This is a genomic window from Psychrobacter sp. ER1 (assembly GCF_048631835.1).
GTDB lineage: Bacteria > Pseudomonadota > Gammaproteobacteria > Pseudomonadales > Moraxellaceae > Psychrobacter.
On sequence record NZ_CP184640.1, the window covers coordinates 1,927,815 to 1,949,991 of the forward strand.

Below are 22,177 nucleotides of genomic sequence, written 5' to 3' on the forward strand. Positions count from 1 at the left end.
GCACGTTATGGGGTAAGTCCATGAGCCAAGGTTTTGATAAAATAACGAAAAAAGGTGATAGCCCTAGACCTATTACGCTTGAGAAAAAAGACCTGTTTACGCGTATCGTGTCTTTTAGTCCCAAACTCTTAATTCTCATACTAATACTACCGGTACTCTGTGGCCTCATCTGTGTACTGTTGCCCGCCCTGAGCTGGCTTCCTGCCCTTGAAAAAACAACCTTGAATCTACAAGGGTTTATAGACCTATGGCAAACGCCTGGCATCACGCAAATGGCTGCATTAAGTCTCGCTACAGGACTTATCAGCACCCTGCTTGCTTTTGTTATTGCCCTGATGATATTAGCCGCATTCTTTAACAGTGTTTGGTTGCAGCGTATTGAGCATTTATTAAGTCCCATCTTAGTCATTCCTCATGCAGCCGCAGCCATTGCCGTTGGGTTTTTGATTGCGCCATCAGGCATGTTTGCACGGCTCATCTCCCCGTGGCTAACTGGTTGGGAGATGGCACCCGATGGTATGTTTCCGCATGATCCATACGGTATCAGTATCATCTTGGGTTTAACCTTAAAGGAGCTGCCGTTTTTATTATTAATGGCACTGGGCGCGCTTGCTCAGCCTGAGCTTGGCAAAAACTGCGCCAACAATATACCGTTGCGCTCAATTTAGGTTATTACCCAATTACTGCTTTTTTAAGACGGTCTTGCCTCTGTTATATCCTTTTCTACGTTTACCAATTTTAGCAGTGCTTGCCTATGCCAGTGCGAGCGTCGAGATGCCATTGATCTTAGGTCCTAACACACCGCCAACGCTTGCCGTCTCTATCATACAATGGTTTAACGATGTTGACCTGACATTGCGTATCAAAGCATCAGCAGGGGCATTATTACAACTTGTACTGACAGCAGGGTTAGTCGCTTTTTGGCTGGGCGGCGAAAAAGCTATCAAAGCCATATTTAGTGTTTCGTCAGTCAATGGCAAACGTCATTATGCAGATACTATCTGGCAAAAAGTCACCGCTATACTTACCGTAGGTGTGATTGGCTTTATGCTCATGTCACTCGCTGGGCTCGTACTATGGGCATTTGCAGGATTTTGGCGGTTTCCGGCGATGCTACCAGAGCAGTTCGTGCTATTACATTTTCAAAGTGCCTTTACCCAAATGAGCACACCGTTGGTCAATACGCTTAGCATTGGTGCCGTTAGTACTGCCTTTGCTGTTTTTCTGACGTTGCTATGCTTGGAAGCTGAGCAACTGAGTGCTAAGCCATTGTCACACTTCACCAGTTTTATTATTTACTTACCGCTCTTGGTGCCAAGTATTGCTTTCTTGTTTGGCTTGGTATGGTTACAGCAGTTGGCCAATCATCAATCAGAATTTTTTAATGTGGCATTTGCCCATCTTTTATTCGTGCTACCGTACGTGTTTTTATCATTGGCCAGTAGCTATCGGCGCTTAGATCCTCGTTTCGCTCATGTGGCCGCCAGCCTTGGCGCTGCTCCTATCAAAGTATTTTTTCAGATAAAACTGCCGCAGTTATTTGCCCCTATTTTAATTGCCATTGCGCTCGGTCTAGCGATCAGCTTTGGTCAGTATTTGCCAACTCTATTGGCGGGTGGCGGACGTATTGCCACTATCACGACTGAAGCGGTGACACTGGCGAATGGTGCCAGTAGGCGTACCAGTGCTGTCTATGCCATCATGCAAATGGCGCTACCGCTCATCGGTTTTATAGTGGCTTGGATGCTACCCAAATACTTCTTTAGAAGTGGCGCGCGGTAGCAAGTTGACCACGAATAAGAAAAGTAGTGAAAGTAGCCGTTATGCAAAAACTAGCCACTAAAAATACTAAAATAATCAGTCGTGAAAAACGCAAATAAAGGGTTTCTGATGCCATCATCTCTACAGATAAAAGACTTACAGCTGTTTCGTCAAAACGAGCAGTTATTGAGTATCAATGAGCACATCGCTGGTGGCGACATCCTAACCGTGATGGGCCCTTCTGGTAGTGGCAAGTCCAGCTTACTAAACTGGCTAACAGGCACTTTGGCGAGCGATTTTTCCGCGACGGGTACTGTCTGGTTGAACGATGAAAACATGACTCACCTGCCAGCGCATTTGCGCCGGATTGGTGTGCTGTACCAAGATGCACTGCTGTTTTCGCACCTATCAGTCGCGGGTAACATTGCTTTTGCTATGCCAAAAGGAAACAAAAAACAGCGAGTTGAAAAAATAGCGCAGTCTTTAGCGCAAGTGGGCTTAGAAGGGATGGGAGATCGTCATCCTGACAACTTGTCAGGTGGTCAACAAGCACGTGTTGCCCTACTACGCACGCTACTGAGTGAGCCCAAAGCGATACTACTTGATGAGCCGTTTAGCAAACTTGATACACAATTGAGGATGGATACGCGGCAATTGGTATTCGATCAGATTCGTACTCATAAGTTGCCTGCTATTATGGTCACGCACGACCAAAGCGATGCCAAAGCAGCCAACGGTAAAGTTATTTATGTAGGACGATAATTTTAGATATCAGAGTCAAATATCAACGCTAAATACCCAAACAAAGTATCAAAACAAGCAAAATATAAAAGGCAGCTCGCATGTTAGACAAGTTTATTACGCCCGTGATCAAGCCACTGCTAACTCCAATAGTAGCGACATTGCATAAGCTCGGTATTACGGCTGATCAGCTTACGGTAGCTGGGTTTTTGATTGGTATGTTGGCATTACCACTACTCGCGTTTGAGCTATGGTATGGCGCACTGGCAGCGATAATATTGAATCGTATCTTTGATGGGCTGGATGGCGCAATGGCACGCTATGCACAGCAAAGCTCAAGCGCTGGCGGCTACTTAGATATCACGCTTGATTTTTTGTTTTATGCCGCTGTGCCACTTGGGTTCATTTTGGCCAACCCTGCACAAAATGCTATTGCAGGTGCGTTGTTATTATCGGCATTTATTGGGACAGGTTCGAGCTTTTTAGCTTTTGCGATTTCTGCAGAAAAGTTTCAATTAGACAAGCCGCAGTTTAAATATAAGAGCTTTTATTATCTTAATGGTCTTACTGAAGGCACCGAAACTATCGCTCTTTTTATTGCTCTTTGCATTTGGCCGCAGCATTTTGTGCTACTTGCTGGTATCTTTGCTACTGCTTGCGCTGTTACTATTTTCACTCGTATACATGGTGGGTATCATACCCTCAAGCAGCTCGAATCTACCAAGTAAGCGCCTGAGATATACGTCATATTGAAACCTAGCAATGAACCTCTAAGCATTTACTGAATCATCTAGTCGCAGTGCTTCTATAGATAAGGCCATATCTTCAGCAAGGGCGTGTACCGTCGAGCTCTCTATGTCACGCTGGGCAAAGGCACGTAGCCCCATGACTTCTGCCTGTAGACGGCGTCCAAGCCTAACCGGATCGAGCTCACTATCCATCTCACCGACACTCTGCGCTCCTCTAAAGCATTCTATAAATCGCGTCTCCATACCTGCCAGCAGCATCTCTACCTTGGTTAACGCTGTCTGCTCACGCGCACCCAGCTCTAGTAGGCTTTTGACCAGCATACAGGCTCGACTCGGCAACGCCTTATCACGAATCCCGCCAAGCTGACGTATATAAGCGGCAAGGCCTAATAAAGGCGTTTCATGATGGCTCAACACTCGCTCAAGCTCAGTCAATCCTAGACGCGCATAGTATTCTAGCGCTTCTTGAAACAGGCCCTCTTTATTACCGAAAGCGGCATAGATACTACCTGGGCGCATATCGAGTGCTTGCTCGATATCTTTTAGAGAAGTAGCATGAAAACCCTTTTGCCAAAAAGCTGTAGCGCACGCTCCAAGGCGTCATGACGGTTGTAAAGTGCGGTGCGTGACATAATATGCCCCATTTAAAAAGCCGTGACCTCATATAAAAATGGGCACGGCTATAAAACTTGAATGATTGCTCAATTTTATCCTGAATGGGTGCGACAGTAAAGTTAATATAAGAAACGGTCTGGTAAACAAACGTAATGCTAGGGCGCGACTTAGCTATCAGCAATCACTCTACAATAATTCAACAGTCATGCTGATAGCTAGTAAATGGTCTCTACAGTGGCTAGTGATAATCTAGTTAAAAATCCAATTGATCGGTCAGTAATACGTGTTTGCTCTTCTGATAAGCGGACAAACCATCACCGCCCAACTCACGGCCGATACCGCTTTGCTTAAATCCGCCCCATCCTGCTTCTGGCAGTACGATTTGTTGCTCGTTAATCCAAATATGCCCGGCTTTGATTTGTAGCGCCATCTTAAGCGCAGCAGTCTCATCAGCGCTCACGATGGTTGCTGCTAAAGCATATTTGCTATCATTTGCTAAGCGGATAGCCTCTGCTTCGTCAGTAAAGGTTGTACAGACTAATACAGGCCCAAACACCTCCTCCATCCATAATTGGCTGGTCGTTGGCACATTCGCATAGACAGTTGGCTTTACAAAATAGCCAGATGCTTCTAATAGCTCACCGCCAGTTAAGCAGTCCAGATTTTCAGCTGTCGCAATATCAAAGAATTTCTTAACTTGATTCAGCTGCTGCTCGCTCACCAATGGACCCATTTGCGTATCTGTCGCGAAACCATCACCTATTTGCAAACTTTCCGTTTTTACTTTTAACGTCTCAAAAAGCTGTTCAGCGATGTCTTGATGGACAACCAATCGCGACGTGGCCGAGCATATCTGACCAGTATTGGTAAATATACCGCCAATAATTAAATCACAAGCGTAGTCAATATCAGCATCTGCACAGACCACAATAGCAGACTTGCCACCCAGCTCTAGGCTAATGTCTTTGATGCCTTTTGCTGCTTGGATCATGACCTTTTCGCCGACTACATTACTACCAGTAAAAGACACTTTGTCAATCAGCGGATGACTGGTCATAGCAGTGCCCACTTCAGCAGCACCCGGTAAAATATTAACCACCCCTTTTGGCAAGCCAATCTCAGATAAGATATTACCTAGCATAAGCTCTGGTAGTAGTGTCACCTCAGACGGTTTCAATAGCACGGTACAACCTGCCGCTAGCGCAGGTGCCAGCTTCCAAGAAGTCGTCACCATTGGGAAGTTCCAAGGGGTAATCAGCGCACAAATACCCACTGGCGAGTATGTCTTTAACAAACGAATACCCGATTCAAACGTTGATACCTTAGACCATGTTGCCTGCTCTGTGATGAGATTGGCATAGTAGCGATAGCAGGCAATGGCGTCCCCTACGTCTATCTTCGCCTCTTCAATTGGTTTGCCGTTGTTTAATACAGACAGTCCAACCAACTTATCGAATTGCTGCTCCATAGACTCTGCAATCGCATTTAGATAGCGGGCACGCTCACTTACACTAGTCTGTGACCAGCTAGCAAAGGCTTCATCAGCCGCTTCGACTGCCTGCTCTACATGGGCACTGGTGCATAAGCGCGTCGTTGCAATCACCTCGCCTGAATTTGGATCATACAATGCATGGTCATTTGAATGATTAGAATCGGTCGCGAGCGCTGCAATCGTAACCCATTCACCATTGATATAAGCGGCATTTAATACAACTTTGTTTTGAGCCGTTTGTATGGCAGTTTCTCTGGTTAATTCTGTAGAGTTCAGCATTTCCATAATGGTCAATCGCCTTATATGTTTGATCAAATTGTCTTTATGTGCGTAACGTCCGTAATGTGATTGGCTAAACGGTCGGTTTAACTGACTACAGAAAAACCGACCATTTGCATATTATCGTCAGGCTAGATGCCTTATGAATACTAGACACGCTACTAATACAGTAGATGCGCCACAGACGTAATTACTACCAAGCTGATAAGCGTACGAAGGATAAAGATTAAAAATAGCTCTAATACATTTAGCTTAATATTTGATTTCAAAATCAGCGCACCCACTTCAGACATATAGATAATCTGAGTAATTGAGGCAGCACCAACGATGAAACGTGTCATCTCACTTTCAATGCTTTTGCCGACCAATGCTGGCAGATACATATCTGCAAAGCCCATAATCATGGCAGGAGCTGCTTTTGCCGCCTCTGGAATCTGTAACCACTCAAGTAGTGGTACAAGTGGTGTCGCAAGCCAATTAAAGACTGGCGTGTATTCTGCTAGGCCAAGACCGATGGTACCAATCGCAAAGATAACAGGAATCAGTCCAAAATAGATATCAAACAGATTTTGTACGCTGCGTTTGAACACTTTACCTAAGCTTGGCATAGAATGCGCGCGAGTCACCGCACGATTGACTGCCCACTTATACGCTGTATATTCAGCAGGGATGCCTTCATCTAGCATGCTTTTGCCAGAATGATAAGTATCAGGCTTAAGTGATAATGGTGGTATACGCGGCATAATAATCGCAGCAATAAAACCGGTTAGCGCAATGGTCAGATAAAAGAAGACGAAGTTATTGTCTACGCCGATGGTTTTGGCAACTACATAGGTAAAGGCAATAGAAGTGACTGAAAATGTGGTCGCAATAATGGCGGCTTCACGCTGACTGTAAAAGCTTTTATCATACTCTTGCATAGTGACTAGCAAACCGATAGACGCGGCACCAAACCAAGAAGACATTGCATCGACAGCAGAACGACCAGGTAGTTTGAAAAGCTTGATAAATACTTTACTGGCTAAAGTGCCCAAAAATTCCATCAAGCCAAAATCAGTCAAAAATGGCAGCGATAAAATGGCGAAGAAAAACAACGGAATCAGAATAGGAATCAAATCTTCGAAGATGACGCCGCCCGTATTACGATTGATAATAAACTCGGGGCCGACTTGCAGGAAAATCATCCAAACAAACAACATACCTAAAAAACGCGTGGACAGCCAAAACCAATCAACATCAAAAAGCTTTTTTACCAGTGAATCTTTATGCAAATTAGGCTTTAACGCTTTGACTGCCAGTGCACCAAGAGCGGAGATAGTCACTATCGCCATAGCAATATAGGTCACCAAACCACCTAACACGGACTGTAGCGTATCGGTCAATACACCCAATAAAATTGTAACTTTCCCATCCCACTCAAACGGTATGATAAAAAGTGCAATACCCAGTGCTGAAAACAATAAAAACTTCCACATTGCTGCACGCCACTGTCCTGCTTTTGGCGTTTCTGGATCGACCGTATTATTCCCTAAAATCGGCTGCTGCGACTTATCCATATAACTCGTCATTTAACTTCTCCTTGATGGGCGATGATTGCCAGTTTTTCCATTTCTCTGTCTGACCAATACCTGGGTTAAGCGAATTGGTTGGATCCAGTTTTTTATAAAAATAATGTAGTTCGGTTTTAGCAGGATACACATGCCCCACATTGTGCTCCGCTGGATACTCAATATGACGCTTATCATAAAATGCCAGCAACTCATCCTTGAATTGCTTGGCGTTGATATTAGGTTTCAATAAATAGTCTTGGTGCATGACATGACAGAAAAAATGCCCCAAATAAAAAGTGTTGCTGACTTGTTTTTGTAAGGAGTCAGGTAGAGTCTCGTCCCAATCTACAGCATTTCTAGGTAAGGCAATGTCGGTCGATAACAGCTCGCCAAATTTGTCTTGATTTAAATTGTGATAGCGAAACATAGCAGCGGTCGCGGCACTGCGAAATACCAATAATGATTGCGACTCAAGCTCTGTGCATACATGCAACGCCCCTTGATACTGCTGCAGATGATTTTGCAAAAATCCTGCGCAGCAGCGATATTGTTGCCATCGTTTTTATTAGAATCTTTATTAATGCCATTATCAAAGTCGTTACCAAAACCATCTGCGACTTTTATAATCAAATGGTATTTATATGAGAGCGCCTGCGTAGTCAAAGTGGCTGGTAATGACGGCGGCATAAACCTAGATGTTAGTTGCAGTATCCAATCTGGCAGCGTATTTGGGAGATGCCACTTATCCAGATAGTAGCCAATCTTTGCTTGCAGTCGATACAGCGACCCTATCTTGCTAGCAGGGAGCTTACGCATACTCAGACAAGTGTCTCGGCCATAATGTATCGTGATGTCGTTATAATCTTTGTGCATATACTCAGCCAACACGGGCAGGTTCAACTCGCTTTTTAACCATTGTTGCCTGAGTGTGGTGAAGGTATCAGCGTCGTTGGTCGAGATATAAAATGTTTGCTCGTGTTTAGGCTTGGCAAAGGTCGCTACCCTCACCGCAAATACAATGACCTTGCCAGCTGAGCCAGACGCTTCATACAGGCCGTTAGGATCATTGTTAAATCTAGCAGGTGTCTCTGCCTCACAATCACGGACTTTGTGTTGATAATGATGGTTGGTACAGACTTTACCATCGCTTGCACTATCTGACGCTTCGCTAAACGTGCCAGCTTGCAGGTTCTCTAGCATTTCCTCTGGATGCGACCCCAAATCCAGTCCCAGATGATTGATTAACTCAAACGCTCCTGAGGTATTGCGTCTGGCAAATAACGCCATCTCAGTATAACCAGGTCCACGCTGCACTAGCATCCCGCCTGAGCTATTGCAGATTCCGCCTATTACCGATGCGCCAACACAACTAGAGCCCAATACTGAATGTGGCTCACGCCCTAATGGCGCAAGGGTAGACTCTAATTGCTGCAAAGTAGCGGCTGGCAAAGCAACCAGTTCTGCTGCATCATTAAGTAAATGCACACCGCCCAATAACTGCATAGAGATTACGACTAGTGGTCGATCATACTCTCCATTCGGAGTTGAGCCACCTGTTAGGCCTGTATTGGCCGCTTGAGCAATGATAATCACATCAAAAGTGGCACAGATATTAATGACGCGCCATAGTGCCACAAGAGAGTGCGGTATCACAACTGCGACGGTAGCGTCTGTGATAGCCTCAATTGCACCTTGCACATAAGACTGCTGTTGGCTAGGTTTTGTCAATACATTGGTTGTACCAACGACAGCAGCAAGCGCCGTCAACAAACGCAGTATTTGCTCATGTCTACTTTCTGACATTTCTCTAGCATTGGGCGTCATGAACGTGCTTCCTTGCGTCACCAGCGTTTGTCATTTTTTTGTCGTTTTTTAGAACTGTGACTATCAGTCTCGTGATTATCCGTGGCATTAGCGCCAGTATTACTATTAACTAAAATACGTCACTGTCTTGGCCATTTCTTTTAGAAAGTCGTCCGCTTCATCAATCTCATAAATGATTGGTTGTTTACCCTTCGTGTCTACCTTTAATGCGTCTAGCAATTGCTGCTTATCGGTGATTCTGCGATAGCCAGCGCCAAACCCTGCTGCTAATGGCTCAAAGTTTGGCGTTTTGATGTTGACGCCAATTAGTGGTAAACCGCCCTCTTCCATGTAACGACGAATCTCACCGTAGCCTTGGTTGTTCCATAGCAAAACAATCAATGGTAGCTCAAGCTCGGCTGCGCAGATAAGCTCAGCAATCGTAAATTGAATACCACCATCACCCATTAGACTGACAACAGGCAAGTTTGAACCAACCATGGCCCCGATAGCGGCAGGCAAACCATAGCCTAACGTGCCAAAACCCGTCGATGAGTTAAACCATTTACGCGTCGCTAAGGCTTCAAGACCAAGGTTGCCACTGTAGACAGGCTGCGTTGAATCACCAACGAAAATGACGTCTTCTACTTCATCTCTAATCAGCTTTAGTAATGCATTTTGACCCGCAAAATCTGTCGTTACATCCTTTAAGATGGCCTGCTTTGCCTCATTGACACGTGACAGTGCTTGATGATCGAATGTCTGATTTTCTAGGCGGCTACATAGACCACTAATCGCCATCTGCGCATCGGACAGTACCGCGATATCTGCTCTAAATGGACGCTGCAATTGCTGAGCATCACAGTCGATACGTACCAGCGTGCCATTTATCTTAAACTCACCATTAAAGAACACATCATAGTCAGTCTCACCAAGCTCAGTCCCAATCGCTAATACCCAATCCGCCTCGGTAATCACGGCGCGGCCTGCGTCTAATGACTGGTTACTACCTAGACTTAACGGATGACCAGGTGGTAGTAGACCTTTGGCATTAATTGTCAAAAACGTTGGTGCATCTATCAGCTCTGCCAATCGCTGTGCATCTTGATCGACATCGACACAGCCGCCCCCATAAAGTATTACAGGGTTTTTCGCGGTTTTTAATGACTGTACGATCAGGTCTAATTGCGTAGGATTCGGTAGTGGTCTAGTAATTTGTGGTAGGCTCAAACTATTTGTATCGGCTTGGCGAGTTGCGGCAGCATTTAAAGTAGGTGGCTTAGCGACATGACTGGCATCAGCGGTGATGACATCGATAGGCAACTGAATATGGACTGGTCCCGGACGTGCACCATTAAATAAAGCAAAGGCTTCGGCAATCACTGTCGGTAGCGATTCAGGTTGCCAAATGGTTTTGCTGGTCAGGGCTACTTTACTGACCATACCCTGCTGATCATGCAACTCATGTAGATGCCCTTCACCGCTACCCGTGTCTTTGACTTTGTTAACACTAGAGATGACCAACATCGGTATCGAATCAGCCAGCGCTTGTGCCATCGCTGTCATGATATTGGTCATGCCGGGTCCTGTGATAATAAAACACACGCCAATCTTGCCAGAGGCACGATAATAGCCGTCTGCCATAAACCCAGCGCCTTGTTCATGACGCGGTGTCACATGACGGATATTGGTATTTGGCAGACCGCGATACAGCTCTACCGTGTGCACACCAGGGATACCAAAAACGGTCTCTACACCATAATACTCTAGCCACTGCACTAATAGCTCACCGCAGGTCAGTGATGATGTGTCAGACAAAGAAGAAGGCGTTTGCGTCAATTGGGTCATGGGTCAGTCATCCTAAAAAATTTCGCTGAATATTCAGATAATTATCAATACCTCAAAATAACCTTTGTATTTTTTCTTTCATACCGATTATTAGTCACTAATTACTGGCTGCAAAGGTTGCTCATTATAGAGGTAATCATTGATGGTGATTAGTAAACCGCCTTAACCTTGTCGTCATAGCGTACGCCTGGCAGGATACATAGCATCTCAAACAATAAATTCGCCGCCAATACCGAGGTATTACCGAATGGATCGTACGGTGGTGATACTTCAACCAAATCACCGCCTACCACGTCTAGGCCACGCATACCGCGAATGATTTCGATACCTTGAGTAGAGGTCAGACCACCGATTTCAGCAGTGCCCGTACCTGGGGCAAATGCAGGATCAATACCGTCGATATCGAAGCTCAAGTAGACAGGACCATCACCTAGCTTTTCACGTACTTCAGCCATAAGCGGTGTTAGCGATTTGTACCAGCACTCCTCAGCAGGTACCACGCGGAATCCCTGTTCAGTTGACCAGTCAAACTCTTCTGCGCTATAGCCTGTACCACGTAGACCAATCTGCACCACACGATTACCATCGATAAGGTTTTCTTCAACAGCGCGGCGGAACGGCGTACCATGAGCGATTTTTTCGCCAAACATATCATCATTGATATCAGCATGAGCATCGATATGTACCATGCCGACAGGACCATGTTTTTTGGCAAGTGCACGTAGGATAGGTAACGCGATAGTATGATCGCCACCTAGTGTTAGAGGAATCGCGCCGTGTTTGACGATTTTATCGGTATAGAATTTTTCGATGATATCAACGCTTTTTAGCAGGTTGAATGTATTGATAGGCACATCGCCGATGTCAGCGACTTGTAATGACTCAAAGGGCGCAGCGCGAGTGGCCACATTGTAGGGACGAATCATTCTTGACTCATCACGAATCTGCCTAGGACCCAATCTTGCACCGCTACGGTTGGATGCACCAATATCTAAAGGTACGCCAACGAACGCCACATCTAACCCTTCAGCATCGGCTTGAGTTGGCAGACGCATCATAGAAGCGAAACCGCCAAATCTTGGCATATCGTTGCCGCTTAATGGTTGATTGAATGTCATAAGTTACTTCCTTGTTCTATTTGGTTTAAGTACACAATTTGCTACATGCCATTGACAATACATAAATATAAGAGAAGGAACCATGGTAAAATTTAGAAGTAAACTTCTATTTTTTCGTACTAAAGTGCGCTTATAGGTCACTATCAGAAGTTTATGAGAGGCAGTATTGATTGAAAGAAAGGTGATATTGATTTAATAAATAAGGAGCCGCTTTTGATATTGGATGAACTGATAAAGATAGACATCAAAACACTACGCAGCTTTATGGCTATCGTAGAATGCCAAGGCGTGACGGCCGCGCAGTCGCGTTTGAATGTCACTACTTCTGTGATCAGTGGGCATTTGACGCATTTAGAAGACCGCTTAGGCATGACGCTATGTCATCGTGGTCGAGCAGGATTCAAACTCACGGAGGACGGTGCGGCGGTGTATGAGGCATGTTTGGGCTTTACCGAATCAGTCGCCAGCTTTCAACATCAGCTGCATTATATTAAACAATTAGACTCAGTTCACGGCGGGCACATCAGGCTTTGCTTGATTGATCAGATGCCCAAGTTTTTTTATGATGCACTTAGACAACGTCTAGCCAACAGCTACCGTAATAACCCGTTAATACACTTTTCTATCGACGTACAAAGTCCTGAGAGCATGTTAGAAAAGCTCTTAAGTAACGAGAGTGACATTGGCGTGGGTTATTTTGGCAGCTTTCCACCTTTACTGACCTTTAAGCCAGCATTTGTTGAAAAACAAGTGGTCTGCTGTGGACGCGAACATAGATTATTTTACAACTCAGACGGATTAACTTTTGATGATTTAGAACAGAACTATCCGTGGATAAAAAGAGGCTATGTGGTAGAGCATCATATCAATCATATTCGCCCCAAGACATTAAGCGCGACTACTTATCATATGGAGGCGACAGCCCAGCTTATCCTTGCAGGTCACCATGTTGGCTACTTGCCGCGTGATTTAGCGAAGCGTTATGAGGGTATGGGCCTGATGAAAATACTACTGCCTGATGAGGCAAGCTATGATGTCGAGCACCATTGGGCATATCGAGAAAATCAGCCTAAACAAGCGGCTGACTTTTTGAATAAAATGATGAACTTATTATAAGATACCACTAGGTTTATTACACTATTGCAGACGGTTGTTGGTACTTTAGACCAATGGTTCTTAGCTTCCCTTTGTCATCGACTTCCTTGATGACCAATGACCACTCGTCACTCACCACAACGGTATCGCCCGACACTGGCGCGGTACCTAAATGTGATTTTACGTACTCGGCCACCGTCTGCTCCCACATGTTTTTTGCGCTGTCTTCATCGGACGTTTTCAGTGTTTTTACCAATGCCTCAGATGCCATGATTCCTGTAAAAAACGGCAAATTACCAAGCTTAACACTCGGTGATAGCAACCAATCGCCATAGAAATCATCGATAGCTTTGCGATCTAGTGTCGTGTCATTGAAAATCTTGGCGATTTTGCTCGCGTGATTACCTCTCATCGCATACCAGACACTGTCGCCGAATTTTAGCTTTGTATTGTCATCGACTACTACGATTTGCTGATTACGGACTAGCGCAAAGACACTGATTTCATCTGGATTGATACCTTTGGAGATACCCATAGGATGACGCCCAATGGCAAATGCGCCCGACTTTGCCTCAAACTCATACAGCGTGATACTGGCCTTATCCGACACCCAGACCTCATGCTCTTCTTTGGGGTCTTTATTGGTTGGAATACGTACCTTAAACAGATTGGCCATCGTCGGGATGGTTGTGCCTTGCAAAATCAACGACAGAACCACGACGCCAAAGGCAATATCAAACAGCATAAAGGCATTATCTATACCAGCCATGACTGGTAAAATCGCCAAAGTAATAGGCACTGCACCGCGCAACCCGACCCAAGAGATAAACCCAATCTCTCTGTCTTTAAATTTGAAAGGTTTGACACTGGTATAGACGGCAATAGGACGCGCGACAAAGATCATAAAGAGCGCGATTGCAACCGAATAATGCCAGACATTGAGGACGTTTGACGGAGTGACCAATAGTCCCAATACTACGAAAAGCACCGCCTGCGACAGCCAAGCAAAGCTGTCCATCACTCGCATGACATGCTCTGTTGAACGTACCTTATGATTACCGATTAGCACACCAGTGAGGTATACCGCCAAAAATCCACTGCCGCCAATAAGATTGGTCGCGGCGAACACAGCCAAGCCAGCGGAGAGAATTAAAATGGCGTACATACCTTCTGCCAAATGTACCTTGGGCAATAATCGGGATAAGAAATAACCGAATAACAAGCCCATCCCTAGCCCAAAGCTCAGCTGCTGTAGCAATAAAACTAAAAAGCCGAATACTGTCTGACCAGCAGGATCAACATTTAGCGCAATCAAACCAGTGACTAATAAAATAGCCAAGGGATCGTTGGCACCAGACTCAAGTTCAAGCGTGGCTTGTACACGGTCGTTAAGCTTGACACCGCCATTACGTAATAGAGAAAATACGGCAGCGGCATCGGTAGAGCCGACAATCGCAGCCATCAGCAAACCAAATCGCCAATCGACCTCGAGCAGCCAAGTGACAAATACCCCTAGCACCAAAACCGTGACCAGTACGCCCCAAGTAGCCAAGGTAATCGCAGGTTTTAAACCGACCCGAAACGATTTAAAGGACGTACGTAAACCACCATCTAGCAAGATACAAGCTAAGGCTGCCTGCCCAACAAAATTGGCTAGCGCATATTGAGAGAACTCAATACCCAAGATACCCTGCTCGCCTGCCAACATACCCACTATCAAAAACAGCAACAACAATGGTACGCCTAAGCGCGCTGATAATGTACTCGCCATGATACTGGCGAAAATTAATAATGCGCCTACGAGATACAGGATATTTAAGGTATCCATTGTTTTTGAGCCCTATTTTTTATTATTAAGAATAGTAATTGATTGCGATGGGTTTTTCGTTATCTTGCTGTTAGTAGATATTACACCAGTGAGCCTATCATAAGCGGCCGTTATTCAAAATATGAATGACAATTACTTATGATGATATTAGCATCACCATCAGAACTAGCAGCCAATACTAAATCAATAAAAACACCTCAAGAGAAAACACTCAAATATTAAAGTGAAGCACACAAAATGCCATTGCTAGGCTAAAAGAGTTTACGCCTTAATACTACTTAACCCTGAATGTATTGCCATGTCAGTACCAGAATCGCAGCCGCAACCGTCCAAGCGACCACACCTAATAGCAATGCTTTATATAAACTCATATAACTGATGCTAAAGAACACCACAAAGGTATAAATCAAATGCGGTATGACACCAAGCATACTGAATATCAACGCGACCTTTAAATCAGCAGGACTGCGCTCAGTACCAACGATAAAGTGACTGATTAACGTAAAGGTGGGGAATAGTGGCGCAAGAGCCGCCAAATAGAAAAATCGGGTTTGGGCGAACATTTGAATCGCCAGTACCATCAATGCGCCGATAAGCATTTTTAACCAAATCACGACGGGTCTATCTCCTGTTGACTATAAAGGCTGAACGTAGCCTAATCCGCCATGATACTAAAGTCTGTAAACTGATATAAGAGCAATCACTGATTAATTGATCCGTATGATAAAAATGCAAAAAACCCCATCTAGCTACTTTGCTAAATGGGGTTGTCACTTCTATTCAGTAAGCTTTTACGAATTGCTTAATCCTTTTTTGGCTTTAGTGCCGCGCTGATGTCTGCTAGCAATGGTGGGATGTCATGCTTGTCTGCAATCACCTCAATCATTATAAGCTTATCGGTAGTCGCAGCAGCTTTGTCGAAAGCAGATTTTAGCTCGCCTGCTGTCTCTGCTTTGAGTAATACGCTATTTTCTTCTGTCGCGCCAAACGCTCGCGGCATGATTTGCCAATCGCATTTAGGAATATCATTATAGTATTGGTTTTCGCCATGAATCGCGCGCTCTACCGTATAGCCGTCATTGTTAATTAAGACGATCACAGGATTGATGCGCTCTTGAATCATGACCGCCAACTCTTGGACAGTTAGCAATGCTGAACCATCACCAATCAATAACACACTGCGCTTATCTGGCGATGCGATTGCCGCGCCCAAGCTGGCAGGTAACGTGTAGCCAATTGATCCCCACATCGGCTGCCCATATGACGTCACCCCTTCTGGCAGGCGCACATCACTGATACCAAAATAGGCAGTCCCTTGTTCAGAAAACACCAAGTTATTGTGATCTAAACGGTCAGCAATAATATGCCATAGGTCATCTTGGCGGATAGCCTCACTGTCTTTACCTTTTGTTCGTGCGGCTTAACTTCTTCACAGAAAGGCTTTGGCACGATGTTAATGCCAGAGGTCATCACTTCATGTAGGGCTTGTAACGCATCTTTTAGCGCAATCGGTGCAAAGTTCCTACCACTGATAGAAGCACGCTCATAATGCAAGTCTACGACTACATCTTCATTGATATCTTGACTAAACCCTGCGGTAGTAGTGTCAGTATATTGCACCCCTACTTTGATAAGGCATTCGCAGTTTTCTACCGCATCTTTGACAATTGGACGTGAGGCAACACCCGCATAAGTGCCTGCCCAACGATCGCTATTCTCATCAAGCAGCGTCTTACCCCAAGATAGCGTGGTATAAGGAATATCCGTATCAGCGATCAACGCTTTGAGCTGTGATTGTAACCCCAAACGATGCACCATCAAATCTGCCATTAGCGTCGTGGTCTTGTTTGGCAAAAACTCGGTTAAGGCTTGCTTGAAATCCGACAATGCGGCTTGGCTAGTAATGTTTTCTTGGCTATCGATCAGCTTGGTCGTCGGTGGATAGATAGGCTGACGCGCGACGTCTGGTGATAATAGTAAGTAACCTGGACGATGCTTTTTGAGAATTAAGCGAATTACTCTATCAATTTCTGAGGCAGCATTTTCAGGAGTAAGCTGCGCTCGTGCTACCGTCACTGGCTCGACCATCTTAATAAAATGGTTGAATACACCATCACCAAGCGAATGATGAATACGGCGCTTTGAGTCTTGTAGCGCTGTGCTTGGTGCACCTACGATATGCAATACCGGCGCATACTCAGCAAAAGAACCTGCGGTCGCGTTGATCGCTGACAGCTCGCCTACGCCAAAGGTTGTCACCATGGCGGCAAACCCACGCTCACGTGCGTATCCATCCGCAGCATAGCCAGCATTTAGCTCATTTGTGTTGCCTACCCAGCGCAGCTTTTCAGAGGCGAGAACGTTATCCAAAAAAGTTAAGTTAAAATCACCAGGTACGCCAAATATCTCAGATGCGCCCGCTTCTGCGACACGATCAAACAAATAATCAGCGATGGTATATTGTTGACTCATTTTTTATCCTTATGACTTATCTTTGTAAGTATTGATAATTGTGAATGTAATTATGATTAAATTATAAAGTGCGTCCCAGCTTATTTATGTACTACAAAGCTTTTGGAATACATATTATAATAAACCGTTATAACATATATCCATGACCAGAAGACATGCCTATTTTAATAACTTTAATTTTTTTCGTCATAGGTGTTGACACCTAAAAAAACTGCGTATAATACGCCTTCATCAACTGACGATAGTTAATTGATAATTAGCGGGAATAGCTCAGTGGTAGAGCATAACCTTGCCAAGGTTGGGGTCGAGAGTTCGAATCTCTTTTCCCGCTCCAAATAGCTTAAAAGCCTCACTTAACAGTGAGGCTTTTTTTGTCTAATTTTCGGGGCTTATAGAGAAATTCTCGAAATATCTTTTCTAATTCAGTTAAGTCTAGCTACTCAATCAAAAAGCCCATTTTCGGTGCGGTGCCCATTTGGTGCCCAAACCGTGCCCTGCCCTAAAACTGCGTATGCGTATCTGACCACAACCTAGCTATTTTTGGTTCAAAAATCATCATGATACCTAACCTAGTAAATTTGCCACTATGCTGACTTTTGAACCCAACCTCAATTCAGGAAAAAACGTGTTTCTCAGATGCCTAGTTTTTGGAAATACGTTTCAAATTTATAGTATTTACTATTGGTCTTCACTTAAAAAGCCATGACTACAACCTAACAATAAAAAATTTATTAAGCTTCGTAAGTATTTTTTGGCTCTAAGTAGACCTTTAGCTAGAAATTTCCTATCAACTATAGCGATAGTTAATTTACTCTTCTAAAGAGTCGTCCTCACCAAGTTCATCTGGAACGTATTTCAAAATATCCCCTGGCGTTACTTCTAATACATTACATAGCTTGCTCAAAGTATCGAACTCAATTCTAGTCGTATCATCGTTATAGATCCTATGCAGCGTCGATTTACTGATATCTGTCATTCTCACTAAATCTGCCACACGCAACCTTCTTTCTGCCAAAAGAACAGGTAAGTTACATGAAATCACAATAAATTCCTTATTGGTAAGTAAAAAGTACTTGCCAATGACTACTTTTCTGATAATATAGTACTCGTTGGCAACAACAAAGTGTTTATTAAAAACTATTTAATACTGACTGGAGAACTATTATGTCACAGACTTATCTCACTACTCAAGAATTAGCCGATCGTATCAAATACGATGCACGTACTATCCGTAACCAACTTAAGGACACTGTTTTGATTGAAAATATCCATTACATTCGTCCTTTTGGCGGTCGCAAGATTTTGTACGTTTGGGAGCGTATTGAAGAGGATATGTGCAAGCCGGTTATGAGTGCCATCAACGGTATGGCTTTACAGTAAATTTTATTTAAACAAGGAGTCAAATAATGGCGTCAATAAGATCGAGACGTGGCAAGCTATTCGTAGATTTTCGATATATGAATATGCGTTGCCGTGAGACGACTAATCTCACAGACACTCCAGCTAATCGAAAGAAGCTGGCTAAAATTATCGAAAAAATGGAAGCTGAAATCACCCTAGGTATCTTTGACTACGCTACTTACTTCCCAAAGAGTGAACGAGCACAAGAAATGAATGCACTGGCTGATAGAGCGGAAGCTTGTATCAGTCGCAACCCTACCTTTAGGCAGTTTTCAGAGATTTGGTATGAGGAGAAGAAGATTGAATGGCGGCCAAGCTATCGGCAAAAAATAAAGATTATTCTTGATAAGTACTTGTTGCCTGAGTTTGGTGGTAAAGCAGTACATACCATAAAAAACCAGACTTGCTGACCTTCCGTAGCTCTCTCGCCAAAGTTCGTTACGGTAAAGATGGTCAGTCAAGTCTGTCAGTAGCACGAATCAATCAGATCATGATACTTCTTCGTATGATACTAGAAGAAGCGTCAGATCGCCATGAGTTTGAGATGCCTTATAAAAATATTAAGAATCTCAAGCAAGCTCGTCCGGATGTAAACCCGTTTACATTGAGTGAGGTATGGCTGATTTTAAAGCATGTGCGCGCGGACTATAAGCCCTACTACACCATTCGCTTCTTCACCGGGATGCGTACCAGTGAGATCGATGGGCTTAAGTGGGACTGCGTTAACTTCGATCGGCGTGAAATCAGTATCCGTGGTGCGTTAGTAAACGGTGAGATGGGTCCGACAAAGACATTAGGCTCACAACGTGATATTGCGATGTCGCAGTTGGTCTATGACGCCCTACTAGAGCAGAAGGCACGTACCTTTGGTAAGTCAGAGTTTGTATTTTGCAATTCACAAGGCAATCCGATGGAGTACCGTAATGTGAACAGGCGGGTATGGAAGCCTACGCTTGCCCTACTCGGTCTGAAACATAGGCGTGCTTATCAGACTCGGCATACCGCAGCGACGCTTTGGCTCGCTGCTGGTGAGAACCCTGAGTGGATAGCTCGGCAGATGGGTCACAGTAGTACGGAGATGCTGTTTCGGGTGTATAGCCGCTATGTGCCTGATATCACCCGACAGGATGGCTCAGCAATGGATAACTTGCTATTAGCGAGCAAAGAGAAGCTGACCAGTGCATCAAATAGCTTTGAAACTGAAGAAACAGCTACGAGTGCACAAACAGACAAGGAGACGTCACAATGACAATTATCAATTATGAAGAGCTGTTTGCTAAGTTTAAACCTGATGGCGCAATCAGTGCAGATGCGAATGAGATTGCTAATGTACTGATGCGTGAGTTATATGTTTCATCGGGTCATAACCTCGCACGCTTCTTAGGAGTAAAGCGCTGCTTTACTAACGATATGGCGATGCGTGTGTGGGTACAGAAGCGCTTAGATGCCAATCTTGACTATGTGATTGAGGATATGCGTTGTCAGCTTCAGAGCGAGCTTTACGAGCTATTACCGCAGTCTGGCTATGGCGGCTACTAAGGAGAATGTGATGAGTGTAAAGCTTCAGCCGAATATGACGCAAAATGCGCGAGATATAAGAATCTGTGAGGATTACTGGGCATATGATAACGAAAGTGATTATATCGCACATGTAGAAACCACCTGTGAGAAGTATGAGATTAGCGTACAAGTACTATTCGAGACAATCGGTGAGTGTTTTGCTTATTTAGACGATGTACTTTGTGAGTACTGTGGTTATTTGTGTCCTTTACAGATACCAGCGGACATTCCATATATGCGGGCAAAAGATAATTGGTGCTGTGAGGTATGTGAGCATGCTTTGTGGCGGGAAAATTATCATAGATAAGTTGTTATAGATATCAAAGCCAGGCAGCTTAGGTTGCCTGGCTTTTTCACCTTGATAAATACAAGATTTCGACATTTATTGGGATTAATTAACTTACATTACAAGTTATCTTTTTGCCTTTGCTATTGGTGTCCCAGCCATATTTATTAATAAACTGACCCAATTTATTTTTTTCAGGAGTGACTATAGACATAGTGTAAACTTGGGTTTGAAATGTGCTTGTTACCACATAGCTCTCAATCTGTGAGCTAGCTAAATATAAGTCGTTTTTAGCAGGAGAAAGCGAGGCGATATTTTTTGGCATCATATAAGCTTGTTGAAAGTCTACTGATGCTCCTGTTTCAACGTCATCATCTCTGTCGCTAGTAGAGACATCTTTAAAATTACAGTTATTTTTTAATGGCATATTACCTTTTAGTTTATCCAGTCTAACGAATTTTGAGCTCTGGGTATTGCCCGCCCCCCATGTACGAGATTCTATTACGGCAACTTCTGGACGCTCTTTACTACCGTAAAAAGTAATCGTGGTCTGAGGGTTATCTTCACGAATAGTTTGCGTCATTGTATAACGATTTTTATTCTCGCTATCCCGTTCTAATTTTCCCATATTTGGCAAATTAGCAAAGTTTTTCCACGTCCAAGTATTGTTACGCATTTTTTCGACGGTTGGTATCACTGGGCGTGTATCAAAAACTTCAGAAAAATTACTTGCAAAGCTTAACGTCGGTACCAAAAATAGTGATGCCAATAGGTATTTATTCATAATTATTTCTCAATTAGTATTGACCAGAGTCTTACTATAAATCATCATTCAAATAATATTCTTTATTTGAACGTCCCAGACTCTCTCATTTAAAACAGCTCTCTCAAAGACATTAAGAAAAGCTCGTTTGGCGAACACTTTACCTAATAAGCGCAGGTTATGCTGCGATTTTGCATATCAAACGTCATTACTACTGCACCCATTTCACTCCCAAATTGATAGCCACTAGCATCGCTTCTCTCGAGCTTATCGTAACTGCCATTTTGTGGCGGTTTAAACTGTGAGCGTAACGCGGTGAAGCTACTATCTTTAAAGTAGAGACGAACATGCCCCCACTCATAGCCTTGCAGTTGCTCAATCTTTTGTAATGAATAACCAAAAGCAGTGGCATTCACTAAATTATAAGTCATGGTCACATCTTCACCTTCACGATTTGGATCACCTTGTCTCTGTATAGATCCAATTGACGATCGATACTGACTTGGTATCTGCTCTAAATCAGGTATCTTACATCCAGCTTGCATTGAACGCAGATAGGGTGTCCAATCCGCCCTATTATTGGCTGATTGACCGGTAGAGCCTTTAGTAGTGTTAGTAGTACTGCTTGTGCCCATCAGAGCCGTTTGAATATCTTGTACCGTACTATTGAGCACGGTGTTTACCCCTTGGCCAAAGGTCTGGCTTTCAGCGCAGCCTGACAATAATGTCACAGCACTGACAGTAGCGATAGCTAGTTTAAGATTAAGAGTCATTTTTCAATCCTTTGGTTTATTAATTATACTTTTAGAAGTTAGA

22 protein-coding genes, 1 tRNA gene and 1 pseudogene are annotated in these 22,177 nt (G+C 44.0%); 10 read left to right on the forward strand and 14 right to left on the reverse strand.

What is annotated here, in order from left to right; all coding sequences use genetic code 11:
• The first annotated feature begins 20 nt into the window (after positions 1 to 20).
• The 4 genes from ACOBWA_RS08825 to ACOBWA_RS08840 all read left to right on the forward strand — a co-directional run bounded on the left by ACOBWA_RS08825 (position 21) and on the right by ACOBWA_RS08840 (position 3,230).
• Complete coding sequence (locus ACOBWA_RS08825; protein ID WP_420229099.1) at positions 21 to 668, forward strand: hypothetical protein; 648 nt, start codon at positions 21 to 23, stop codon at positions 666 to 668.
• Between the two features lie 34 nt (positions 669 to 702).
• The gene (locus ACOBWA_RS08830; RefSeq protein ID WP_420229100.1) at positions 703 to 1,782 is read left to right on the forward strand and encodes an ABC transporter permease; all 1,080 of its coding nucleotides are present in this window, start codon (positions 703 to 705) and stop codon (positions 1,780 to 1,782) included.
• Between the two features lie 108 nt (positions 1,783 to 1,890).
• Positions 1,891 to 2,523, forward strand: a complete 633-nt coding sequence (locus tag ACOBWA_RS08835; protein WP_420229101.1) for an ATP-binding cassette domain-containing protein — start codon at positions 1,891 to 1,893, stop codon at positions 2,521 to 2,523.
• Between the two features lie 80 nt (positions 2,524 to 2,603).
• Positions 2,604 to 3,230 (forward strand): CDP-alcohol phosphatidyltransferase family protein, encoded by a 627-nt coding sequence (locus ACOBWA_RS08840; RefSeq protein WP_420229102.1) that lies wholly within the window; start codon positions 2,604 to 2,606, stop codon positions 3,228 to 3,230.
• Positions 3,231 to 3,272: 42 nt separating this feature from the next.
• Here ACOBWA_RS08840 and ACOBWA_RS08845 read toward each other — a convergent pair whose 3' ends face one another.
• The 7 genes from ACOBWA_RS08845 to speB form a co-directional block, all read right to left on the reverse strand.
• A complete protein-coding gene (locus ACOBWA_RS08845; protein WP_420230749.1) occupies positions 3,273 to 3,788 on the reverse strand; it encodes a TetR/AcrR family transcriptional regulator in 516 nt (171 codons plus the stop codon).
• A gap of 331 nt (positions 3,789 to 4,119) precedes the next feature.
• Positions 4,120 to 5,643, reverse strand: coding sequence for an aldehyde dehydrogenase family protein (locus tag ACOBWA_RS08850; RefSeq protein WP_420229103.1), 1,524 nt, complete (start codon positions 5,641 to 5,643; stop codon positions 4,120 to 4,122).
• A 155-nt stretch (positions 5,644 to 5,798) separates the two neighbouring features.
• The gene (locus ACOBWA_RS08855; RefSeq protein ID WP_420229104.1) at positions 5,799 to 7,205 is read right to left on the reverse strand and encodes a YjiH family protein; all 1,407 of its coding nucleotides are present in this window, start codon (positions 7,203 to 7,205) and stop codon (positions 5,799 to 5,801) included.
• Positions 7,186 to 7,614, reverse strand: coding sequence for a hypothetical protein (locus ACOBWA_RS08860; protein WP_420229105.1), 429 nt, complete (start codon positions 7,612 to 7,614; stop codon positions 7,186 to 7,188). The genes ACOBWA_RS08855 and ACOBWA_RS08860 overlap by 20 nt, the downstream gene beginning before the upstream one ends.
• Entirely contained in the window at positions 7,593 to 9,011 is a 1,419-nt protein-coding gene (gene dld / locus ACOBWA_RS08865; RefSeq protein ID WP_420229106.1) for a D-lactate dehydrogenase, read from the reverse strand. Before dld ends, ACOBWA_RS08860 begins: the two co-directional genes overlap by 22 nt.
• A gap of 105 nt (positions 9,012 to 9,116) precedes the next feature.
• Entirely contained in the window at positions 9,117 to 10,838 is a 1,722-nt protein-coding gene (locus ACOBWA_RS08870; RefSeq protein WP_420229107.1) for a 5-guanidino-2-oxopentanoate decarboxylase, read from the reverse strand.
• A gap of 149 nt (positions 10,839 to 10,987) precedes the next feature.
• Complete coding sequence (gene speB / locus ACOBWA_RS08875; RefSeq protein ID WP_057760617.1) at positions 10,988 to 11,956, reverse strand: agmatinase; 969 nt, start codon at positions 11,954 to 11,956, stop codon at positions 10,988 to 10,990.
• A 213-nt stretch (positions 11,957 to 12,169) separates the two neighbouring features.
• Here speB and ACOBWA_RS08880 point away from each other — a divergent pair, with 213 nt between their 5' ends.
• Positions 12,170 to 13,072 carry a LysR family transcriptional regulator gene (locus ACOBWA_RS08880; protein ID WP_227522927.1) on the forward strand — a complete coding sequence of 301 codons (903 nt, stop codon included), beginning with the start codon at positions 12,170 to 12,172 and terminating at the stop codon, positions 13,070 to 13,072.
• A 16-nt stretch (positions 13,073 to 13,088) separates the two neighbouring features.
• Here ACOBWA_RS08880 and ACOBWA_RS08885 read toward each other — a convergent pair whose 3' ends face one another.
• The 4 genes from ACOBWA_RS08885 to ACOBWA_RS08900 all read right to left on the reverse strand — a co-directional run bounded on the left by ACOBWA_RS08885 (position 13,089) and on the right by ACOBWA_RS08900 (position 17,351).
• Entirely contained in the window at positions 13,089 to 14,879 is a 1,791-nt protein-coding gene (locus ACOBWA_RS08885) for a potassium/proton antiporter (RefSeq protein ID WP_420229108.1), read from the reverse strand.
• A gap of 278 nt (positions 14,880 to 15,157) precedes the next feature.
• Positions 15,158 to 15,493, reverse strand: a complete 336-nt coding sequence (locus ACOBWA_RS08890) for a GlpM family protein (RefSeq protein WP_224737711.1) — start codon at positions 15,491 to 15,493, stop codon at positions 15,158 to 15,160.
• Positions 15,494 to 15,681: 188 nt separating this feature from the next.
• Positions 15,682 to 16,209: a thiamine pyrophosphate-dependent enzyme gene (locus ACOBWA_RS08895; RefSeq protein ID WP_420230750.1), complete on the reverse strand. Its 528-nt coding sequence runs from the start codon at positions 16,207 to 16,209 to the stop codon at positions 15,682 to 15,684.
• 14 nt (positions 16,210 to 16,223) lie between these two features.
• Positions 16,224 to 17,351 carry a thiamine pyrophosphate-binding protein gene (locus ACOBWA_RS08900; protein ID WP_420229109.1) on the reverse strand — a complete coding sequence of 376 codons (1,128 nt, stop codon included), beginning with the start codon at positions 17,349 to 17,351 and terminating at the stop codon, positions 16,224 to 16,226.
• 259 nt (positions 17,352 to 17,610) lie between these two features.
• Between ACOBWA_RS08900 and ACOBWA_RS08905 the strand changes: the two genes are divergently transcribed.
• Positions 17,611 to 17,685 (forward strand) — tRNA-Gly (locus tag ACOBWA_RS08905).
• Positions 17,686 to 18,159: 474 nt separating this feature from the next.
• Here ACOBWA_RS08905 and ACOBWA_RS08910 read toward each other — a convergent pair.
• On the reverse strand, positions 18,160 to 18,327 hold the full coding sequence (locus ACOBWA_RS08910; RefSeq protein WP_240990752.1) for a helix-turn-helix domain-containing protein: 168 nt from the start codon (positions 18,325 to 18,327) through the stop codon (positions 18,160 to 18,162).
• A 188-nt stretch (positions 18,328 to 18,515) separates the two neighbouring features.
• On the opposite strand from ACOBWA_RS08910, the gene ACOBWA_RS08915 reads away from it, so the two are divergent.
• The 4 genes and pseudogenes from ACOBWA_RS08915 (at position 18,516) to ACOBWA_RS08930 (ending at position 20,619) form a co-directional block, all read left to right on the forward strand.
• On the forward strand, positions 18,516 to 18,731 hold the full coding sequence (locus ACOBWA_RS08915; RefSeq protein ID WP_021815097.1) for a hypothetical protein: 216 nt from the start codon (positions 18,516 to 18,518) through the stop codon (positions 18,729 to 18,731).
• A gap of 26 nt (positions 18,732 to 18,757) precedes the next feature.
• A pseudogene (locus tag ACOBWA_RS08920) lies at positions 18,758 to 20,001 on the forward strand (Arm DNA-binding domain-containing protein).
• Positions 19,998 to 20,291, forward strand: coding sequence for a hypothetical protein (locus ACOBWA_RS08925; RefSeq protein ID WP_420229110.1), 294 nt, complete (start codon positions 19,998 to 20,000; stop codon positions 20,289 to 20,291). Before ACOBWA_RS08920 ends, ACOBWA_RS08925 begins: the two are co-directional and overlap by 4 nt.
• 10 nt (positions 20,292 to 20,301) lie before the next feature.
• The gene (locus ACOBWA_RS08930) at positions 20,302 to 20,619 is read left to right on the forward strand and encodes a hypothetical protein (RefSeq protein ID WP_420229111.1); all 318 of its coding nucleotides are present in this window, start codon (positions 20,302 to 20,304) and stop codon (positions 20,617 to 20,619) included.
• Positions 20,620 to 20,707: 88 nt separating this feature from the next.
• Here the strand turns inward: ACOBWA_RS08930 and ACOBWA_RS08935 are convergent, their stop codons facing one another.
• Together ACOBWA_RS08935 and ACOBWA_RS08940 are read right to left on the reverse strand one after the other, a co-directional pair.
• On the reverse strand, positions 20,708 to 21,382 hold the full coding sequence (locus tag ACOBWA_RS08935) for a hypothetical protein (RefSeq protein WP_420229112.1): 675 nt from the start codon (positions 21,380 to 21,382) through the stop codon (positions 20,708 to 20,710).
• A 143-nt stretch (positions 21,383 to 21,525) separates the two neighbouring features.
• Positions 21,526 to 22,134 (reverse strand): hypothetical protein, encoded by a 609-nt coding sequence (locus ACOBWA_RS08940; protein ID WP_420229113.1) that lies wholly within the window; start codon positions 22,132 to 22,134, stop codon positions 21,526 to 21,528.
• Positions 22,135 to 22,177: the final 43 nt, after the last annotated feature.